Genomic DNA, 18,997 nt, shown 5'->3' with positions numbered 1-18,997 from the left:
CTAGCGCGGACGGGCGGGTCTGGACAGGGGCAGAAGTGCTGATAGGGTCGGCGCGCGCATCACAATGAGGAGACAGACCGATGAGCCTTGACGCCGTATTGGCCCGGATAGATGCCGATCTGCCTGCGTCGCTGGATCGGTTGATGGAGGTGTTGCGCATCCCCTCCATCTCCACCGATCCGGCCTATAAGGGCGATTGCGCCAAGGCCGCGGATTGGTTGGTGGAAGACCTGCGCAGCTTGGGCTTTGACGCCGCAAGCCGCCCCACGCCGGGCCATCCGATGGTGGTGGCGCATGGCGGGACCGGAGGGCGGCATCTTCTGTTTTACGGCCATTACGACGTGCAACCCGTCGATCCCTTGGAGCTTTGGGCACGCGATCCCTTTGATCCGGCGATCGAGGATACCGCCAAGGGCAAGGTCATCCGGGCGCGCGGATCGTCGGATGACAAGGGCCAGCTTATGACCTTCCTTGAGGCCTGCCGGGCCTGGAAAGCGGTGCATGGCACCCTGCCCTGCAAACTCACGATCTTTCTAGAGGGCGAAGAGGAATCGGGTTCCCCTTCCCTGATCCCCTTCATGGAGGAAAACGCAGATGAGTTGCGCGCCGACCTTGCGCTGATTTGCGACACGGGGCTGTTCGAAGACGCGGTGCCCGCGATCACCACCATGCTACGGGGCCTGTGCAAGGCGGAATTCACCATCCGCGCCGCATCGCGCGACCTGCATTCCGGCATGTATGGCGGGCTGGCACGGAACCCGATTCATGTCCTGACGCGCCTCTTGTCGGGCCTGCATGATGACCAGGGCCGCGTGCAGGTGCCCGGCTTTTATGACGATGTGGCCGAACTGCCCGATGCGCTGCGCAGCCAGTGGCAGGCCTTGGCCTTCGACCATGGCAAATATCTCGGCGATGTCGGCCTTTCCCTGCCTGCGGGCGAGGTGGACCGTACGCCGCTTGAGATGATCTGGTCCCGCCCCACGGCCGAGGTGAATGGCATCTGGGGCGGCTATACCGGCGCGGGCTTCAAAACCGTCCTGCCGGGTGAGGCGCATGCCAAGGTCAGCTTCCGCTTGGTTTCAAAACAGGACCCGGAAAAAGTGCTGAAATCCTTCCGCGCCTGGGCCGAGGCGCAAATCCCTGGGGATTGCGAGATCATCTGGCATGACGGCATCGAAGGCTCGCCCGCATCCGTTATGGAAATCGACGATCCGGCATTCGAGGCGGCACGGCAGGCCCTGACCGACGAATGGGGGCGGTCCGCAGCCTTTGTGGGATCGGGCGGATCGATTCCGATTGCCGGCTATTTCAAGACCGTGCTGGGAATGGACGCGATGCTGATCGGCTTTGGCCGGGATGATGACCAAATCCACAGCCCGAACGAAAAATACGACCTCGACTGCTTCCACAAGGGAATCCGGTCTTGGGCGCGCGTCTTGGCGAGGCTGGCATGACCATTGTGATCCGGGATGCCGGGCCTGCCGATGAGGCGGGATGGCGCAAGCTGTGGGACCAATACCTTGCCTTCTACGAGGTGACGCTGGCCCCCGAAGTCACCAATGCCACATGGGCGCGACTGATGGACCCAGCCTCGCCCGTCAAGGCGCGGCTGGCCTTCGACGCAGGGCAGATGGTGGGATTTGCCATCCACCTGCACCACCCCTCAACCTGGGTGATCGGGGATGACTGCTATCTTGAAGACCTTTACCTCGCGCCCGAGGCGCGGGGAAAGAAGATCGGCAAGCGCCTGCTGAACGATCTGATCAAGATCGCCAAGGCGAATGGCTGGCAGCGACTCTACTGGCATACGGATGAGGAAAACGTGGTGGCGCGGCGGCTCTATGATCGTTTCGTCAAGACGGATGGGCATGTCCGCTATCGCATGAAACTCTGATCCGCCCTTCATCCCCCGTTAAGGTTAACGTGACAGCAGCGTGCGCTGCGTGCCCACAGTTTGCTGCACAAAACCCGGCACAAAACAGGGCACAGGCGTTATCGGCCAAATCCTTGAAAAGGCGCAGGATTAATCCGCCGCACGGCCCTAGCTGCGCGCCAGGGCCATCCGCGCCAGCTTGGCCAGCAGGATCGCCCATGGCAAGGCATGCAGGGCAAGGTCAAAGATATCAATCGGACGGCTCAGCGTGCCACCGGCCAGCATCTTCAGCTTTTCCCAGATATGCGGTTCGGGAAAAAACGGCGCGAGGCCAAGCGTCAACGCCGCCAGAAGCGCGACGGAAAAGGGAACTTGGTCAAGCCATTGCATGGAACACCTCATCTTTGCGATGGGCGTAACACGCATTCATCTTCTTGCATCTGTGGTGAAGTGGCGCGGTTGACGGGGCTCGAACCCGCGACCCCCGGCGTGACAGGCCGGTACTCTAACCGACTGAGCTACAACCGCGCTGGTCACATTCGGGGAAGCGGGCGGTGGCGCGGTTGACGGGGCTCGAACCCGCGACCCCCGGCGTGACAGGCCGGTACTCTAACCGACTGAGCTACAACCGCGTGTCCACCGCCCGGCTTCCCGAACGTGTGGGGGTATTACGGAAGGGCGCGGGCGGCGTCAAGCGAGGATTGGGGAAATTTCAGGGTGAAGTGCGGGAACCGAAATCTGGCGCAGATTTCGCAGCGATTTTTGTACGCAAAAAACGGCCGGAAACGCAGGAGGCTTCCCGTCTCAGACCTGCCAGATCGCCACGCCTAACATACGGAATTTGTGTCAAATTCCGTTGCGGTTTCTGCGTCAGAAACCGCTTACGGCGCCGGAATGAATTCCGCGTCATCCCCCGGTGGCAGGCGGAAACGCCCATGCGCCCAGTCGCCGGCGCGCCACGCCTCTTTCGCAGCCTCGATCCGTTCCTTGCTTGAGGCGACGAAGTTCCACCAAATATGGCGCGGTCCATCCATCGTGGCCCCACCCAAAAGCATGATCCGCGCCCCCTCAGCGCCCGCCTTGACCGAGACTCGGTCACCCGGCCGGAAGACCAGCATTTGCCCTGCGGGGAAGGTCTGTCCCCCCACCGTCACCTCTCCCGACAGAATATAGATCCCGCGATCTTCGTGATCGTCCGGCAACGGGAGCGCCGCGCCGGGCGCAAGGGTGGCATCTGCATAAAATACTTCCGAAGGCGTATCCACCGGCACCCGTTCCCCCCATGCATGGCCAAGGATCAGGCGCACCTGTTTTCCTTCGCCCTCAAGCTCTGGCAACAGCGCGGCAGGCGCATGCAGGAAGGCCGCCGGGTCATCTTCGTTCTTTTGCGGTAAGGCCAGCCATGTTTGCAGGCCAAACATGGCATGGGGCCTCGTGCGCATCTCACCATCCGTGCGTTCGGAGTGGGTGATGCCATGGCCTGCCATCATCAGGTTCACCGCCCCCGGCTCGATCCATTGATCGGTGCCAAGGCTGTCACGGTGATGCATGCGGCCCTTCAAAAGATAGGTGACCGTGGCCAGCCCGATATGCGGGTGGGGGCGAACGTCGATCCCCTGCCCTGTCAGAAATTCAGCCGGACCCATCTGATCGAAGAAGATAAACGGGCCGACCATTTGCCGCTCGACCGATGGCAGCGCACGGCGCACCTCAAACCCGCCCAAATCGCGGGCGCGCGGGACGATGACAGCCTCGATCGCATCGACGGCGTCGCCAATCGGGATGGTGGGGTCGAGGGCGGGGTTCCAGCTCATTGCGGCCTCCGGGCTTTGCAGGCCTCAAGGATAGGTACTGTGCGCCGCTGCGTCACCCCTTGGTGGCGCGCGGGGTCTGTGCAGTGCGGCACAGGTCAAAGGCCGCGGTTCAGGATCTTGGAGAGGCGATCAAGGAAAAACGCCGCGTTGTCTTCCGAAAAGACAAGAGGGGGGCGGATCTTGAGCGTGTTGCCCTCAGCCCCGGTGGCGGAAATGAGGATGCGTTCCTCGCGAAGGGCATTCACGAGAAGCGCGGCGCGGGCGCGGTCGGGCTGGCCATCGGTCACGATATCAGCAGCGAGGAAGAGACCCGCGCCGCGGATATCGCCAAGGGCGGCGTAGTCTTTTGCCAGTGCCTCAAGTCCTTTACGGAACATGGCCCCGGTCTGGGCGGCGTTCTGCATAAGGCCTTCGTCCTCGATCACCGACAGCACGGCCATAGCCGTGGCGGCAGCGACGGCATTGCCGCCGAAGGTGTTGAAATAGCGCGCCGCCCGCCCGAATTCGGCGATGACGGGTGGTTGCAGGACAAGCCCCGCGACGGGGTAGCCATTGCCCATGGGTTTGCCCAAGCTCACCATATCGGGCAGGACGCCATGCCTCTGAAAACCCCACATAGCCGCGCCCATGCGCCCAAAGCCGGGCTGCACCTCATCGGCAAGGAAAAGCCCACCAGCGGAACGAATGGCGGCGGCGGCGGGGGCAAGGACCGTGGTGGGGTCGGTGAAAAGCCCGTCAGAGGAAAAGACCGTGTCCACCATCAGGAGGGCGGGTTTGATGCCGTGGCGTTGAAGATCGTCAATGGCGGCCTGCACATCGGCAGCGAAGGTGGCAGCGGGATCGGCGGCATGGGGATTTGGTGCGGGGATCGCCCGGACATGGGGGCCAAGTGGCACGCCGCGCCCCAATGAGGGGGAGCATTCGGCCACGCTGGCCGTAACCCCATGATAGGCGTTTGCCGTGACGATCACCCCGGTACCTCCAGTGGCCGCACGGGCGATGCGCAGGGCCAGATCATTCGCCTCGGACCCTGTGCAGGTGAACATCACATGCGTCAGGGGCGCCGGGAAATGCCCAAGCAGTCGCTCTGCATAGGCCAGCACTCCGTCATGCAGATAGCGGGTATGGGTCGCGAGTGTCGCAGCCTGTTCCGCCATCGCGGACACCACGCGGGGATGGGCATGGCCCACGCTGGCCACGTTGTTATAGGTGTCCAAATAGGCATTCCCATCGGGATCATAGAGCCAGACCCCCTGCCCCCGCACCAGATGGACGGGGGTTTCGTAAAACAACCGATACGCGGGCCCAAGGAGGCTTTGACGGCGGGCGACCATGGCAGTTTCCACCGGCCCCAAGGCACCCTGACCGGGGACAAAGGCATTGGGCATCGGGTCGGATGTTCCGGGATCGCGGGTCATGTCTGGGTGTCCAGTTCAAGCAGAGGGGCAAGCGCCACCAGCCCCACCGTGGCAGAGGGTGCGTTGCGTAGGATATAGGCAGCGTTTTCGGGATAGCGGGCGGCACGAAAGGCCGTGATGGCCAGTGTCGTTACCATCCGCGACGCAACCATCAGGGGCAAGAGCGTGGCCTCTTGATCGGTGAAGGGGTCGATTTCGGCCCATGCTTCGCTGAAGGCGGCAAGGCTTTCCTCGGCACGGTCAGCGTCGATCTGATAGGCGGCGGCGATGGCAGCATCGCAAAGGCGAGGGGTGCGGACCATATCGCCAAAATCAAGGATGCCGGTTACCTGATCCGGAGCAGAAGGATCACCCAAAAGGTTATGCGGATTAAGGTCGCCATGGATCACCTGCCATGGCAGATGGGGTAAGGCAGGGATCACCCGCGCCTCAAAGGCGTCAAGCGTGCGGCTACAAAGACCACGAAGACGCAGATCGGCCACATGCGGCAGCAGCGGGCGCAGGCGCAGGGCGTGACGAATGTCCCATTGAAGGATGTGGTCAGCGGCGGGGTCTGTGAAGCCACGCAGTGCGCGGGCCAGCCCTGCGCCTAACCGGGCGACGCCCACGGCCTGCGCGGGGCTGTATGGAAGGCCTGCGAGCGGCGCGCCGTCCAGCCAAGTCAGAACGCGCATCACCTCGCCCCCGGGCAGGCGGATGTCATCCGCCCCTTGCCCCGTCGCCACTACGCGTGGGATGGGCAGCGAAGGGTCGGCAGCGGCGGCATGGCGGAGGGCGCGGGTTTGCATGCGCGTCACGGCAGGGTCTTCGGCGCGGTTTCCGATCTTGACCACGAAACGGCCATGCGGCGCGTCAAGGCGATGGTTCAGGTCGCGTTCCGAAGTCAGCGGTGAAAGCGCCCCGGTCAGGTCCCAATGCCGCAACAAAAGCGCCGCCACATCAGCCACATCCATCACGGGCGGGGGGCTGTCGAGAAGCGGGCCAAGGGCGGTGTCGGTCATCAATCTGCCTGCGCGAAGTCGCGGCAGTATCAACCGGCCGTGGGGGAAAAGGAAAGGGGTGGATGGTGGGTGGTGAGGGACTCGAACCCCCGACATTCTCGGTGTAAGCGAGACGCTCTACCAACTGAGCTAACCACCCGTGCGGACAGGGCTTTAGCCGAAAGGCAGCAGGGGCGGCAAGGGAAAAGGCAGCCCCCTGTCCAGACGCAAAGCGAAAAGGCGTCGCTTGCGCGACGCCTTTTGCCGGAAAACGATGGTGGGCGATAACGGATTTGAACCGCTGACATCTTCGATGTGAACGAAGCGCTCTACCGCTGAGCTAATCGCCCAATGGCGGGGTGTTTAGTCGTCTTCGCCTGCCTCTGCAAGGGCCTGTTTCGGGCCTTTGGATGCATTTTTCTCGCCTGCGCCGCGCAGTTTGACGGTCATGGAAGACGTCTTTCCTTCGCCTTTTTGCCGCGCGATGCGGGCGCGTCCAAAGGGGGGAAGGTTGAGGGATTCGCCATTGGCCAGCGCTTCGCCCAAGGCGGCAAGGGTGGCCTCGACGATCTCCTTCACCTGCCCTTTCTTCTTGCCGTCCATTGCGGCAACGACACGGGCGATCAAGTCTTTCTTCTTCAACTGAGGCGCTGCGGATTTGGGTTCAGCTTCGACGGCCTCGACCGAGGCCTCGGCGACAAGCGAAGGCATGTCGGGGACCGCCACTTTGGGGGCCGAAATGATTGCCTTCACGGTTGGTTTGGCTGTGGGGGATTTCGGGGTGGAGGATTTCTTCTTGGCGATACTGGTGGCCATGAACGGAACTGCCCTGCTGGAATAGCCGGCGCCTGCCGCCGGTTGGATCAGGTTAGCCGGGATGGGCGGGCAATGCCACAGTGACGATTGGAGAGTGTGCGAAAAGGGCGGGCCTTGCGGCCCGCCCTTCGCTTTATCGTGCAAGACGGGCGGTATCGCCCATCCTACGGGATCAGTGTGCGACCTGCGAAGGCGCGGCATCGGCTGCGGCCTTGGCCGCCGCTGCCGCCGCCTCTTCTGCGGCCTCGTCCCATTCCACCGGTTCGGGGGCACGGACAAGGGCGTGGTGCAACACCTCTTTGACATGGCTGACCGGAATGATGGTGAGCCCTTCGCGCACATTTTCCGGGATTTCGGGAAGATCCTTGGCGTTCTCTTCCGGGATCAGCACCGTCTTGATCCCACCCCGCAGCGCGGCGAGCAGTTTCTCCTTCAGCCCACCGATGGCCAACGCATTGCCACGCAAGGTGACCTCGCCCGTCATGGCGATATCCTTGCGCACCGGAATGCCCGTCAGGACCGACACGATGGAGGTGACCATCGCCAGACCCGCCGAAGGCCCGTCCTTGGGGGTGGCCCCTTCCGGCACGTGGACATGGATGTCGATGGTTTCAAATTTCGGCGGTTTCACCCCCAATTCGGGGCTGATGGAGCGGACATAGGATGCCGCCGCCTCGATTGATTCCTTCATCACATCGCCAAGCTTGCCGGTGGTTTTCATCCGCCCCTTGCCGGGGAGTTTGAGCGCCTCGATCGACAGAAGGTCACCGCCGACCGAAGTCCATGCAAGGCCCGTGACGACGCCGACCTGATCTTCCTTCTCGGCCAAACCATAGCGGAAACGCTTTACGCCCAGATAATCTTCAAGCTTTTCGGGCGTGACCTCGACGGCCTTGCCCTGTTTCTTGACGATCTCGGTCACCGCCTTCCGGGCCAGTTTCGCAATTTCGCGTTCAAGGTTCCGCACCCCTGCCTCACGGGTGTAGGTGCGGATGACTTCGGTCAGCGCCGTGTCGGTCACCTTGAATTCGCCCTTGCGCAGGCCGTGTCCTTCGATCTGCTTCGGGATCAGGTGCTGCTTGGCGATCTCGCGTTTTTCATCCTCGGTATAGCCCGCAAGCGAAATGATCTCCATCCGGTCCAGCAGGGGGCCCGGCATGTTGTAGGAGTTCGCCGTAGTGATGAACATCACGTTCGACAGGTCATATTCCACTTCAAGATAGTGGTCCACGAAGGTCGCGTTCTGTTCGGGGTCCAGCACCTCAAGCATCGCGCTGGCCGGGTCACCGCGGAAGTCCTGACCCATCTTGTCGATCTCATCCAGCAGGATAAGCGGGTTGGTGGTCTTGGCCTTCTTCAGCGCCTGGATGATCTTTCCGGGCATAGAACCGATATAGGTGCGGCGGTGGCCCCGGATTTCGGATTCGTCCCGCACACCGCCCAGCGAGATGCGGATGAATTCCCGCCCCGTGGCCTTGGCCACAGAACGACCAAGCGAGGTCTTGCCGACGCCCGGAGGGCCGACAAGGCAGAGGATGGGCCCGCGCAGCTTGGTGGACCGGGCTTGCACAGCAAGGTATTCGACGATGCGTTCCTTGACCTTTTCCAGTCCGTAATGGTCCTTGTCCAAAACGGCCTGCGCCTTGAAGAGGTCCTTCTTCACACGCGACTTCACGCCCCACGGCACACCCAAGAGCCAATCGAGGTAGTTGCGCACCACGGTGGCCTCAGCCGACATGGGCGACATGGACTTGAGCTTTTTCAGCTCTGCTTCTGCCTTTTCCCGGGCCTCTTTCGAGAAGGCCGTCTTGCGGATACGCTCTTCGAGTTCAGCGATTTCGTTCTGGCCGTCTTCGCCATCGCCCAACTCGCGCTGGATCGCCTTCATTTGTTCATTGAGGTAATATTCCCGCTGCGTCTTTTCCATCTGGGTCTTGACGCGGGATTTGATCTTCTTCTCGACCTGCAGGACCGACATTTCGCCCTGCATATGGCCATAGACCTTTTCGAGGCGTTCGGCCACGTCAAGCGTTTCCAGAATGTCCTGTTTCTGGCCGACATCCACACCCAAATGACCCGCGACAAGATCAGCCAGCCGCGCGGATTCGCGCGTTTCGGCCACGGCGGCAAGCGCCTCTTCGGGGATGTTCTTCTTGATCTTGGCGTAGCGTTCGAATTCCTCGCCCACCGCACGGATCAGCGCCTCGACCGAGGACGGGTCGCCGGGGGTTTCGGTCAGAGGCGCCGTGCGCGCCTCAAAAAAGCGTTCGTTCGACAGGAACTCTGTGATCCGGACGCGGTTTTTGCCTTCGACCAGAACCTTAACCGTTCCGTCGGGCAGTTTCAGAAGTTGCAACACATTGGCAAGGACGCCGACGCGGTAGATGGCATCGGTGCCGGGGTCATCAACAGAAGGGTCTATCTGCGACGACAGCAGGATCTGCTTGTCATCGGCCATAACCTCTTCCAGAGCCCGCACGGATTTTTCACGCCCGACAAAAAGCGGCACGATCATATGCGGGAAGACCACGATATCGCGGAGCGGAAGCACCGGATAGCTGGGGGAGAGAGTATCGCTCATTATCTTTCCTTGTCTGGCAGGAAGGCACTGGCCCCGGTCATCGGCAGCGCGCGGCCTTCCCCTGTTCGGCATCCATATCTGGTGGTCCGTCGGGGGCGAGTCAACCACGCCTTCACGTCATCCTTGCCTCCATACTGCGCCTCTCCCCGGACAGGGGCAAGCGGGCTTTGGTCTGACGGATCTGCGACAGGTGGCCCGTCCGGATGTAACCCGTTTGCATAAAGCGTGCCGACGACAGCTGCGAGGGGCCTGATCAAGCGGCGCTGCGGTCGCCCTGCCCTGCCATCGGCGCGGTTATCTGCCAATCGCGGAAGGCCGCGCTGGCGCCCTGACACGCCCCGTCGATCTGGTCGAGCGCGCCGAAGATCGCCTGTTGCAAATCGTCGATGCGCCCGATGATGGTCTCCAGACCTGCCGATTGCTGGCGCAACATCCCACTTTCCACACGGCAGGCGATGCGAACGGTGGAAAGGCCCACGACCTGACGGCGCAGGAACTCAACATCGCGACGCAGATGCCGCGCCTCTTGACCAAGGTCTTCCAGCGCCGGGCGGGCCTCATCGGCATAGCGGGTGGCGACAGCGGCAAGGATCGCGGCCTCGGCCCCATGATCCACGCCTTCCAGCGCGGCCGGAGCGTTTTGGAAATCGGTGCAAACCTGATCCATCAGCCGCGCAGCGCAAAGAAGGAAAAGCGCCCGCTCCTCGGGGCAGGCGGCATGTTGGCCTTCGGGGCGCGCCAAAGCGGCAAGCCCTGCGACATGGGCCTGCATCTCATCCAACGCGATGCCATAGCTGCGGGCAATTTCGCCAATCGTTTGGCGGCCTTCGGCCAGTTTGGCCGCAACAAGCCGCATATTGGCCGTAAGCAGCCCCGCCCCGCGCAAGATGCGGTGCAGCGCTGCCACCTCATCGCGCAAGGCGCGCAGGGCGGCCCCCATGCGATGCAGCGCCTCAAGCCCACGGTCGGGGCCTTGGCTTTGCGCGGCGCGGCGGGCCTGCATTTCGCGCAACAGCGCCTCGGTCTGGAAGGCCGCATGGCTGGGAAAGCCTAGGGTGGCAAGGCGTGCGCAGAGGGTGGCGGCAGAGTCGGCGGGTGACAGGCCTGCCGCCTCGGCCGCCAAAAGCGCTGCATATTCCGCCTCAACCACCGGCAGAAGATCGCCGCAGGGTTTGATGCGGACGGAGAGATAGCCGCCGTCGATCGGGGTGACGAGGGCGTAGACCCAGTAGAACAGCCCGTCACGGGCGCGGTTCTTGACATAGGCGCCAATAGGATGGCCGGCCTTTATCCCCTCCCACAGGAGGTGAAAGACGCCCTTGGGCATGTCGGGATGGCGGATGATCCGGTGCGGTGCGCCAATCAGATCGGCGGCCGTGTAATCGGCAATACGCAGGAAAACATCGTTGAAGGCGCAGATGACACCGCGTTCATCGGTGCGGGAAAAGAAAATCTCATCCGCTGCAAAGGGGGCAGCCCCGGTTGCGGGGCGCGCGGCGGGGCCGCAGCGGCGCGAGAAATCTTGGCCTGTCATCCTCTGGCCCCACTGGTGGCAATGCCACATCTGCCCCGCGCAATCCGGGTCCCACTCTCATGAAGGGAGTGACGACCGGTTTTGCGCTTGGTTTAGCGGGCGGGCCGGACTGGCCTGTCAGAGCGGCTCGATATCGCCCGCCGCGCGGGTCGCATGGAAGTCAGCCACGAAGGCCTGCAAGCGTCCGGCAGCGATTGCATCCCGCAGACCCTGCATCAATTCCTGATAGTAATGCAGGTTGTGCCATGTCAGCAGCATTCCCGAAATCATCTCGCCCGCTTTGAACACATGGTGCAGATAGGCGCGGGAATAGCCCGTGCAGGCAGGACAGGTGCAGTCTTCGTCCAAGGGGCGTGGATCATCCTGATGGCGGGCGTTCTTGATGTTGACCTGCCCGCGCCGTGTCCAAGCCTGCCCGGTGCGCCCTGAACGGGAGGGAAGGACGCAGTCCATCATATCGATCCCGCGTTCGACGGCCCCGACGATATCGTCGGGCTTGCCCACACCCATCAGATAACGCGGCTTATCTTGCGGCAGGAAACCCGGTGCATAGTCAAGGACAGAGAACATCGCCTCTTGCCCCTCGCCCACCGCAAGACCACCCACAGCATAGCCGTCAAAGCCGATCTGTTGCAGCGCGCTGGCCGACTCTTCGCGCAACTCACGCGTGACGCCGCCTTGCATGATGCCGAAAAGCGCGTGCCCCGGACGGTCCCCAAAGGCATCGCGCGACCTCTGCGCCCATCGCATGGACAGCCGCATGGATTTCGCGACCTCGTCTTCCGTGGCCGGAAGTGCAGGGCATTCGTCAAAACACATCACGATGTCGGACCCAAGAAGGCGCTGGATCTCCATGCTGCGTTCGGGGGTCAGCATGTGGCGTGACCCGTCGATATGCGAGGAGAACCGCACCCCCTCCTCGGTCAGTTTGCGAAGCGAGGCCAGCGACATGACCTGAAATCCGCCGCTATCGGTGAGGATCGGGCGATCCCAGTTCATGAAGCGATGCAGACCCCCAAGCCGCGCGATGCGTTCGGCGGTGGGTCGCAGCATCAGGTGGTATGTGTTGCCCAAAAGGATATCGGCCCCTGTGGCGCGCACGCTATCGGGTAGCATCGCCTTGACCGTCGCCGCCGTACCCACGGGCATGAAGGCGGGGGTACGAATTTCGCCCCTTGTCGTTTGAATCACGCCCGTGCGCGCCTTGCCATCCGTCGCCTGAAGCGTGAAGCCGAAGCCCTGCGCCATGAGGGAAACCCTTTCCTGAAAGCGGCCCCTTTTGGCGCAAAGGGGTAAGCAAGGGCAAGGGGCAATCCCGTCAATGCCTGCGGCGGTGCGTTTGGCGTGGGGGTGGCAGGCTGTCGCCTTCTTCTAGCGCGCGGCGAAGGCGGCGAATGAGGACAGATCGACCACGCTCATCCGTTGTGGCACGCAGAGCCTCGTCAATATCCAGCATGAGCCGCGACACATCATTGTGCCAATCCATCCGCGCCACCTGTTCGGGGGCAAGGCGCGGCGGCCCCTCTCCGGCGCGGCGGATTGGGCCATCAGGGGTCAGGTCAAAGCTGTCATCCAAAGCGGGCATGAAAAGACGTTCGGCGGGAATACGGGGTGCCAGCCGGGCGGCAAGGCCTGACATCGCCTCTTCCTCACCATGCGTAAGAAAGACCCCCGCCCGGATCGGCAGGCGTTCCGCAACCCATTGCACCAATTCCGGTCCGTCGGCATGGCCGGAATAAAGGTCGATCGACCGGATATGCGCGCGGACGGGAAAGGCTTCGCCCTGAATCCGCACCTCATGCGCGCCATCCTGCAAAAGGCGACCCAGCGTCGCCTCTGCCTGATAACCCACCAGAAGAAGCGTTGCCTCCTCCTTCCAGAGCCAATTCTTCAGGTGATGGCGGATGCGCCCCGCCTCGCACATGCCAGAGGCGGCAAGGATGATATGAAAGCCCCTTGCATGGGCCAGCGCGCGCGACTGTTCGACGGTTTCGGTAAAGCGCAGGTGATGATCCTGCAAACCATGAACCAGCGCGCGGCCGTTCTCAAGTTCGGCGGCATGGCGGCGGAAAATGGCTGTGGCTTTTCCCGCCATGGGGCTGTCGACATGGATAGGGCAGAAGGGAATGTCGCCCGCCATCATCATCGTGGTCAGGTCGGCGATGAGTTCCTGTGCGCGTTCCACGGCGAAAGTTGGGATCAGAAGAACCCCATCCTCACGCCACGCCGCCTTGACCGCATCCCGCAGCATGGCGCGGCGCGCGGGGGCGCTTGCATCGACGCGGTCCACATCGCCATAGGTGCTTTCGCAGATGACGTAATCCATGCCCGTTGGCCCTTCGGGATCGGGCTGGAGCAGTTTGCTGTCCGGCCCAATATCGCCCGAAAACAGCAAGCGAAGGGAGGGATCGGAAATTTCCACCTCTACGGAGGCGGACCCAAGAAGGTGGCCTGCGTTCCAGAACCGCGCGCGCAGGCCGGGGATGACCTGCACCCAGTCACCCAATGGATGGCCACGAAAGCGTTCCAGAGTGCGTGCCGCGTCGCGCCCGTCATAGATGGGCGTGACCTCTTCGCCGCCGCGCCGTCGGTTGCGACGGTTGAGCATTTCAACCTCGCTTTCCTGAATATGGGCGCTGTCGGGCAGCATCACGCCACAAAGGTCCACAGTGGCGGGGGTGGCGTGAATCGGACCGGAAAAGCCATCCTTCACCAGTTTGGGAAGAAGACCCGAATGATCGATATGGGCATGGGTCAAAAGAACAGCGTCGATCTGCCGGACATCAAAGGGAAAGGGGCGATAATTCAACGCCTTTTCCGTTTTCGACCCCTGAAACATTCCACAATCAACAAGGACCGCGCCGTGGCGCGTCTGAAGCCGGAAGCAGGACCCCGTCACTCCCCGCGCCGCGCCATGAAACGTGAGGATGGGGTGGGACATGGCGCTATTCCAGCACCTCAAACTGCACCGAGACGGGTGTGCAATCGCGGCCGTTGATCGGGATCATATCTTGCGGACATGTCGACATGACCACCACGCAATCCATCACCGCGCGCAGGGTCACATGGTCACCGGGGCGTGACAGCGGCTCGCCCCAGATGATGGTGCCATCCGGGGTAATTGGGATGTTCATCCACAGGTTCAGGGGGGCGGGAACTTGCGTGCAGGGAAAGCCGATCAGGGCCAAGGCGGCCTGTAAATTGTCGGTGCAATTGTCGTGATAGCCCGAGCAGCCCAGAGATTGGTAGCGATGCAGGTCGCAGGCCGCGATGACCGTGTCATGGCGACCGGGCGAGGTATCCTCTTCAAGGATCAGGATCGGACGGCGGCGGTTGGTTACCAGTGCATCGCCCTGTTTGGGAAAGACCGATCCGAGGAAGGCATGGAGATGTTCCATCGACATCACCTCATTCGGATCAGCGGCGTTGAAGGCCCATGTGTCAACGACTTGGGTGCCATGGGTGTTCACGATGCGGATCGCCTGCCCTGCTGCCAGACGCACCGCCCGCCCCCGACGTGCTGGAACCGTGTCCATCCGAACCTCCCGTCTTTTGGGCAGGATGAGCCTGATGGGACCCGGTGGCAAGGGGCGGCTTTTAATCTTCGAGGCGCAGCCAGTCTGTCACGGAAGAAAGCAAGGGGCGAAAATAGGCCACCATACGCCCCGGCGGATCGGCGGTGGCTCCATCGCGCCACGGGGCGACCCCATGGATCAGGTGACGGTGCAGGATCACCGCCGTCCCCGGTGCGCCGGGCAACTCTACACGGGGGCAGGTGTCGAAGACCTGCCTGCGGACGGCCTGATAGGCATTGGTGATGTCGTGATCCTCTGGCGGGCCTTCACAGCTGGCAAAGGCCGCGCGCAGCGCCGGGCCGATGATGCGGTGGCTGCCTTCCCAGACCACAAGAGGTGCCGCCCCCGTATCGGCGGGGTTAAGTGGCAGGCCCAGAATCCAGCCATGCGCTTCCTTCACCATGCGGCGTTTTTCGGGTCCCACCGGAAGTAGCCCGTCCAAATGCGCCCCATCGCGGTTCAGGCGAAAGCGGAAGGCAGCCTCCGTCTCTTCCGTGCCTTGCCGGGGATAGCCGGGGCGCGTGACGGAAAGCTGCGCCGGGTGGAGCGGTTCGGGGGCAAGGCCAAGCTCGGCCCATGGCAGCGCCACTCCGCCCACCGCGCCATCGGGGGCATTCGGAAGGGCGTCGAGGCCCACGAACCACGTACCACCACAGCGCCATGCCTGGTCACTTTCGGTGACGGCCGTTTCTGCTATCGGGCGTGCGGCGGCGGCCCAATCGGCTATCCCGCGCCCCGCCACGCGCCGCCAGCCGCACGTGCCGAAATCCCCTGCCATATGGTTCCTCTACCCTGCCCGACCCCCGCCTTGTCGCCAGAATGTCACTGGACCCCGTTGGGGAAAAGGCGTATCCGCTGCGGCTCTTTTCCGATCAAGGCCCTTTTCCATGCACGCCCCCGCCCCCGCACGCGACAGTATCCTGCGGCCCGCCCTTGTTCTGGGCCTTTTGTCCTGTGTCGGGCCCTTTGCCATTGATATGTATCTGCCTGCCATGCCGCAGATTGGCGCCGCCTTGGGCACGTCGGTGCCTGCAATGCAGACGACGATCACGGCATACTTTATCGCCTTCGGGTTGGCGCAACTGGTCTATGGCCCATGGGCCGATCAGGCAGGCAGAAAACAGCCGCTTTATGCGGGACTGGCCATTTTCCTTGTCGGGTCGGTGATCTGCACGCTCGCGCCCACAATCGATTGGCTGATTGCCGGGCGGTTCGTGCAGGGATTGGGAGGCGCGGCCCTGATGGTGGTGCCACGCGCGATTATTAGGGACATGTATACCGGCCATGCTGCAACGCGGCTGATGGCGGCGGTGATGCTGGTCATCTCTGTCTCGCCCATGCTGGCACCCTTGGCGGGAGCGGGGCTGATGCAGGTGACAGGCTGGCGCGGAATCTTTGGCGTGCTGCTGATTGCGGGGGTTCTAAGCCTTGCCATGCTGGCCTTGGCCCAGCCCGAAACGCTGCGCCCAGAACATCGCCAGCCCTTTGACATGCGGGCCGCGCGGCGCGGGATGGCGCGGCTATTGGGCGACCGGGTCTTCATGGGGCTGACCTTTCTTGGCGGCTTCGGCATGGCGAGTTTCTTCGTCTTCATCGCCTCGGCCTCCTTCGTCTACACACAAGCCTTCGGCCTATCGCCGACCGGGTTTTCCCTGGCTTTCGCTGTGAACGCGTTGGGCTTCTTTGCTGCTTCGCAGGCGGCGGGGGTTTTGGGGATGCGCTTTGGTGCGCGCCGAGTGATTGGCTGGGCCAGCCTTGGTTTTGCGGGGTTTACCCTGATGTTGCTGGCGCTGGCGGCAATGGGGCTGGCGACACTTGCCGTCTGTATCGGCGGTTTGTTCCTTGCCAATGCCTGCCTTGGCCTGATCATCCCCACGACAATGGTCATGGCGCTAGAGGACCATGGTGAGATTGCGGGCCTTGCCTCATCCCTTGGCGGCACGCTTCAAATGCTGGCAGGTGGCGTGATGATCGCCGCGACGGGACCGTTCTTCGATGGCAGCGCAATGCCCATGCTTGCAGCAATCGCGATCTGCGGGGTGATGGCGCTGATCCTGTCGCGGGTGGCGTTGGCAGGGCGTCAGGCGGCCTGAACCGTCACCTCTGCCAAGGCCTTTTCGACAAGCCGCACCCCCGCGCCGGGGCGCGATGCACCTTCGGAAAGGACGCGCCGCCAGCCACGCGCCCCTGGTTGACCGTGAAACAGCCCTAGCATGTGGCGGGTGATTTGATGGAGCCGCCCACCCCCCGCCAAATGCTGATCGATATAGGGCAGCATCGCATGGACCACCGCCACGGCATCCAAGCCCGGCCCATCCCCCCAAAGCGCATCGGCCCCGATCAGCACCCGCCCCGGTTCGTGATAGGCCGCGCGCCCGATCATCACGCCATCAAGCCCGGCCTCCAGCATCGCGCGCGACTGATCCAGCGTCGTAATCCCGCCGTTGATGCAGATCGTAAGATGCGGAAATTCCGCCTTCATGCGCCGGACCAATGCGTAATCCAGCGGCGGGATTTCGCGGTTCTCCTTGGGCGAAAGGCCCTGAAGCCATGCCTTGCGTGCATGGATGATGAAATGGCTTACCCCTGCTGCTGCCACCTTTTCCAGAAAATCGGGCAACACCTCTTCGGGGTTCTGGTCATCAACGCCGATCCGGCATTTGACCGTGACGGGAACGGGGCTTTCCTCTTGCATCGCCGCCACGCATTCAGCCACGAGCGTTGGGCGCTCCATGAGCACGGCACCAAAACAGCCTGATTGTACCCGATCCGAGGGGCAGCCCACGTTCAGGTTGATTTCGTCGTAACCATAGGGCGCAGAAAGCCGCACCGCCTCCCGCAATTCCGCAGGGTCAGACCCGCCCAGTTGAAGGGCGATGGGATGCTCCTCCTTGGAATAGCCCAGAAGGCGGTCGCGGTCGCCATGCACGACCGCGGGCGCCGTGACCATCTCAGTGTAAAGCATGGCGCGGCGCGTCATCAGACGGTGAAAAACCCGGCAATGCCGATCCGTCCAGTCCATCATCGGGGCCACGGACAATCTCTGCGGTTGTTCTGCCATCTTCATCATGTTCATTTCACGCGCAGGCCGCGGTGAAAGCCGCAACCCGCGCCCTGATATCCGCAAAAGGTGCCTTTTGGCGACCCCTTGCAGAAAGCGGGATGCGGAAAGGGTACAGTCCGTTGGCCCGCATGGCCTACGCGTCTTCTCCTTGAGGGCCATCGGCGATGATGCGGCGAAGAAGGACATCCAGTTCGGCGGTAATTTCCGGACCAAGACGGGCACGCAGCGCCCGGTCATAGGCGATGGCACGCTTGCCGAGGTCGGCAAAAACCGCGCGTCCTGCATCTGTTAGCGACAAAAACTCGGCCCGGCGGTCCTGCGGGCTGGTGGTGCGGGACAAAATACCTTGCTCTTCCAAGGCGGCGACGGCGCGACTGACCTTGGTCTTTTCAATATGGCTGATTGTGCAGATGTCGCGGGCGGTCATGGACCCGAACTTGCCGAGGTTGGCCAGCACCCGCCATTGCGTGCGGGTCATGCCATAAGCGGATTTGTAGCTGGTTTGAAAGGATCGCGACGTCGCCTCAGCCGCTTGATTGAGGAGATAGGGCAGAAAGCGTTCAAGGTCGAAATCGGCTTGATCTGGCATGGCGGCGTCCTTTGGATCGCTGGACCGTGGCACAGGGCGGGCGGCCTGTCACGCCTGCGGTTTCACACGGTCCGGATGCGCCGCGGCAAAGGCAGCGATTGCCTCGGCGCGTTCAGCAATGGCCGCAAGGCGCGGATAGGGTGATAAGTCCACCCCCCAGCGGCGGGCATTGTAAACCTGCGGAACAAGGCAAAGGTCGGCAAGGCCGGGGGCATGTCCATGGCAAAAGGGCAAGTCAGGCCCTTGCGCCAGCAACCCTTCGAACCCTTGCAGACCGAGCGTGATGAATTGGCCCATCCAACCTTCCATCGTGGCTGACCCGCCCAAAGAAACAGCGTGGCGTGCCACGCGCAGATTGCAGATCGGTTGCACCTCCATCGCGATGGCATAGGCGAGCGCGCGGGCATGGGCACGGGCAGCGGGATCCTTGGGAAGAAAGCCCGCATTGCGGGTTTCATCGAGGTATTCAAGGATGGCGAGGGATTGGGTCAGGCGCTGCCCGTCGATTTCCAGCACCGGAACGAGACCCTGCGGATTGGCAACAAGATGGTCGGCGCTTTGTTGATCGCCCGCCACCAGATCGACGGGGCGTGACTGGTAAACCAGACCAAGCAGGTTCAGCGCGATACGAATGCGATAGGCCGAAGATGACCTCCAGTAATCCCACAGGATGATGCTGTCCGACATCGCCCGCCCCTTCTGCAAAGCCATAGATCGAAGTCAGGTTTAACTTGACTTAGTTGCGCCTGCAAC

At 62.6% G+C, this 18,997-nt stretch carries 17 protein-coding genes and 4 tRNA genes; 3 read left to right on the top strand and 18 right to left on the bottom strand.

Annotated features, from left to right (window positions below; all coding sequences use genetic code 11):
• Positions 1-80 precede the first annotated feature (80 nt).
• Positions 81-1,454: a M20/M25/M40 family metallo-hydrolase gene (locus tag QF092_RS03395; RefSeq protein ID WP_281467646.1), complete on the top strand. Its 1,374-nt coding sequence runs from the start codon at positions 81-83 to the stop codon at positions 1,452-1,454.
• The gene (locus QF092_RS03390; RefSeq protein WP_281467643.1) at positions 1,451-1,894 is read left to right on the top strand and encodes a GNAT family N-acetyltransferase; all 444 of its coding nucleotides are present in this window, start codon (positions 1,451-1,453) and stop codon (positions 1,892-1,894) included. Before QF092_RS03395 ends, QF092_RS03390 begins: the two co-directional genes overlap by 4 nt.
• Positions 1,895-2,041: 147 nt before the next feature.
• Here QF092_RS03390 and QF092_RS03385 read toward each other — a convergent pair whose 3' ends face one another.
• From QF092_RS03385 to QF092_RS03315, 15 genes are all read right to left on the bottom strand, one after another.
• Positions 2,042-2,263: an RND transporter gene (locus QF092_RS03385; protein ID WP_281467641.1), complete on the bottom strand. Its 222-nt coding sequence runs from the start codon at positions 2,261-2,263 to the stop codon at positions 2,042-2,044.
• Between the two features lie 61 nt (positions 2,264-2,324).
• Positions 2,325-2,401, bottom strand: a tRNA-Asp gene (locus tag QF092_RS03380).
• Positions 2,402-2,428: 27 nt separating this feature from the next.
• Positions 2,429-2,505, bottom strand: a tRNA-Asp gene (locus QF092_RS03375).
• Positions 2,506-2,754: 249 nt separating this feature from the next.
• A complete protein-coding gene (locus QF092_RS03370; RefSeq protein ID WP_281467639.1) occupies positions 2,755-3,687 on the bottom strand; it encodes a pirin family protein in 933 nt (310 codons plus the stop codon).
• Between the two features lie 95 nt (positions 3,688-3,782).
• Entirely contained in the window at positions 3,783-5,105 is a 1,323-nt protein-coding gene (locus QF092_RS03365) for an aspartate aminotransferase family protein (RefSeq protein ID WP_281467638.1), read from the bottom strand.
• Complete coding sequence (locus QF092_RS03360; RefSeq protein ID WP_281467636.1) at positions 5,102-6,106, bottom strand: phosphotransferase; 1,005 nt, start codon at positions 6,104-6,106, stop codon at positions 5,102-5,104. The genes QF092_RS03365 and QF092_RS03360 overlap by 4 nt, the downstream gene beginning before the upstream one ends.
• 63 nt (positions 6,107-6,169) lie before the next feature.
• Positions 6,170-6,245 (bottom strand) — tRNA-Val (locus QF092_RS03355).
• A 115-nt stretch (positions 6,246-6,360) separates the two neighbouring features.
• Positions 6,361-6,435 (bottom strand) — tRNA-Val (locus QF092_RS03350).
• A 13-nt stretch (positions 6,436-6,448) separates the two neighbouring features.
• Positions 6,449-6,901, bottom strand: a complete 453-nt coding sequence (locus tag QF092_RS03345; RefSeq protein ID WP_281467634.1) for an HU family DNA-binding protein — start codon at positions 6,899-6,901, stop codon at positions 6,449-6,451.
• 172 nt (positions 6,902-7,073) lie between these two features.
• Complete coding sequence (lon, locus tag QF092_RS03340; RefSeq protein ID WP_281467632.1) at positions 7,074-9,482, bottom strand: endopeptidase La; 2,409 nt, start codon at positions 9,480-9,482, stop codon at positions 7,074-7,076.
• A 253-nt stretch (positions 9,483-9,735) separates the two neighbouring features.
• Complete coding sequence (locus QF092_RS03335; RefSeq protein WP_281467630.1) at positions 9,736-11,016, bottom strand: PAS domain-containing protein; 1,281 nt, start codon at positions 11,014-11,016, stop codon at positions 9,736-9,738.
• A gap of 117 nt (positions 11,017-11,133) precedes the next feature.
• Positions 11,134-12,264, bottom strand: coding sequence for a tRNA guanosine(34) transglycosylase Tgt (gene tgt / locus QF092_RS03330; protein ID WP_281467628.1), 1,131 nt, complete (start codon positions 12,262-12,264; stop codon positions 11,134-11,136).
• Between the two features lie 70 nt (positions 12,265-12,334).
• The gene (locus tag QF092_RS03325) at positions 12,335-13,957 is read right to left on the bottom strand and encodes an MBL fold metallo-hydrolase (protein WP_281467626.1); all 1,623 of its coding nucleotides are present in this window, start codon (positions 13,955-13,957) and stop codon (positions 12,335-12,337) included.
• A gap of 4 nt (positions 13,958-13,961) precedes the next feature.
• The gene (locus QF092_RS03320; RefSeq protein WP_281467623.1) at positions 13,962-14,552 is read right to left on the bottom strand and encodes a DUF1989 domain-containing protein; all 591 of its coding nucleotides are present in this window, start codon (positions 14,550-14,552) and stop codon (positions 13,962-13,964) included.
• A 61-nt stretch (positions 14,553-14,613) separates the two neighbouring features.
• Positions 14,614-15,369, bottom strand: a complete 756-nt coding sequence (locus QF092_RS03315) for a phytanoyl-CoA dioxygenase family protein (RefSeq protein ID WP_281467621.1) — start codon at positions 15,367-15,369, stop codon at positions 14,614-14,616.
• Between the two features lie 109 nt (positions 15,370-15,478).
• Between QF092_RS03315 and QF092_RS03310 the strand changes: the two genes are divergently transcribed.
• The gene (locus tag QF092_RS03310; protein WP_281467619.1) at positions 15,479-16,684 is read left to right on the top strand and encodes a multidrug effflux MFS transporter; all 1,206 of its coding nucleotides are present in this window, start codon (positions 15,479-15,481) and stop codon (positions 16,682-16,684) included.
• Here the strand turns inward: QF092_RS03310 and dusA are convergent.
• The 3 genes from dusA to maiA form a co-directional block, all read right to left on the bottom strand.
• On the bottom strand, positions 16,672-17,616 hold the full coding sequence (dusA, locus tag QF092_RS03305; RefSeq protein WP_281467617.1) for a tRNA dihydrouridine(20/20a) synthase DusA: 945 nt from the start codon (positions 17,614-17,616) through the stop codon (positions 16,672-16,674). The two genes, QF092_RS03310 and dusA, sit on opposite strands and share 13 nt — an antisense overlap.
• Positions 17,617-17,788: 172 nt before the next feature.
• The gene (locus QF092_RS03300) at positions 17,789-18,244 is read right to left on the bottom strand and encodes a MarR family winged helix-turn-helix transcriptional regulator (protein WP_281467615.1); all 456 of its coding nucleotides are present in this window, start codon (positions 18,242-18,244) and stop codon (positions 17,789-17,791) included.
• Positions 18,245-18,292: 48 nt separating this feature from the next.
• Positions 18,293-18,931 (bottom strand): maleylacetoacetate isomerase, encoded by a 639-nt coding sequence (maiA, locus tag QF092_RS03295; RefSeq protein ID WP_281467613.1) that lies wholly within the window; start codon positions 18,929-18,931, stop codon positions 18,293-18,295.
• Positions 18,932-18,997 lie beyond the last annotated feature (66 nt).

This window comes from Fuscovulum ytuae, assembly GCF_029953595.1.
Taxonomy (GTDB): Bacteria; Pseudomonadota; Alphaproteobacteria; order Rhodobacterales; family Rhodobacteraceae; genus Paragemmobacter; species Paragemmobacter ytuae.
This window is presented reverse-complemented; position numbering and strand designations above follow the sequence as displayed.

Coding starts and splice junctions, on each gene's coding strand:
- QF092_RS03320 (WP_281467623.1), bottom strand. CDS start 14,552: ATGGACACGGTTCCAGCACGTCGGGGGCGGGCGGTGCGTCTGGCAGCA.
- QF092_RS03335 (WP_281467630.1), bottom strand. CDS start 11,016: ATGACAGGCCAAGATTTCTCGCGCCGCTGCGGCCCCGCCGCGCGCCCC.
- QF092_RS03370 (WP_281467639.1), bottom strand. CDS start 3,687: ATGAGCTGGAACCCCGCCCTCGACCCCACCATCCCGATTGGCGACGCC.
- QF092_RS03345 (WP_281467634.1), bottom strand. CDS start 6,901: ATGGCCACCAGTATCGCCAAGAAGAAATCCTCCACCCCGAAATCCCCC.
- QF092_RS03390 (WP_281467643.1), top strand. CDS start 1,451: ATGACCATTGTGATCCGGGATGCCGGGCCTGCCGATGAGGCGGGATGG.
- QF092_RS03315 (WP_281467621.1), bottom strand. CDS start 15,369: ATGGCAGGGGATTTCGGCACGTGCGGCTGGCGGCGCGTGGCGGGGCGC.
- tgt (WP_281467628.1), bottom strand. CDS start 12,264: ATGGCGCAGGGCTTCGGCTTCACGCTTCAGGCGACGGATGGCAAGGCG.
- QF092_RS03365 (WP_281467638.1), bottom strand. CDS start 5,105: ATGACCCGCGATCCCGGAACATCCGACCCGATGCCCAATGCCTTTGTC.
- QF092_RS03360 (WP_281467636.1), bottom strand. CDS start 6,106: ATGACCGACACCGCCCTTGGCCCGCTTCTCGACAGCCCCCCGCCCGTG.
- QF092_RS03385 (WP_281467641.1), bottom strand. CDS start 2,263: ATGCAATGGCTTGACCAAGTTCCCTTTTCCGTCGCGCTTCTGGCGGCG.
- dusA (WP_281467617.1), bottom strand. CDS start 17,616: ATGATGGACTGGACGGATCGGCATTGCCGGGTTTTTCACCGTCTGATG.
- QF092_RS03300 (WP_281467615.1), bottom strand. CDS start 18,244: ATGCCAGATCAAGCCGATTTCGACCTTGAACGCTTTCTGCCCTATCTC.
- QF092_RS03395 (WP_281467646.1), top strand. CDS start 81: ATGAGCCTTGACGCCGTATTGGCCCGGATAGATGCCGATCTGCCTGCG.
- maiA (WP_281467613.1), bottom strand. CDS start 18,931: ATGTCGGACAGCATCATCCTGTGGGATTACTGGAGGTCATCTTCGGCC.
- lon (WP_281467632.1), bottom strand. CDS start 9,482: ATGAGCGATACTCTCTCCCCCAGCTATCCGGTGCTTCCGCTCCGCGAT.
- QF092_RS03325 (WP_281467626.1), bottom strand. CDS start 13,957: ATGTCCCACCCCATCCTCACGTTTCATGGCGCGGCGCGGGGAGTGACG.
- QF092_RS03310 (WP_281467619.1), top strand. CDS start 15,479: ATGCACGCCCCCGCCCCCGCACGCGACAGTATCCTGCGGCCCGCCCTT.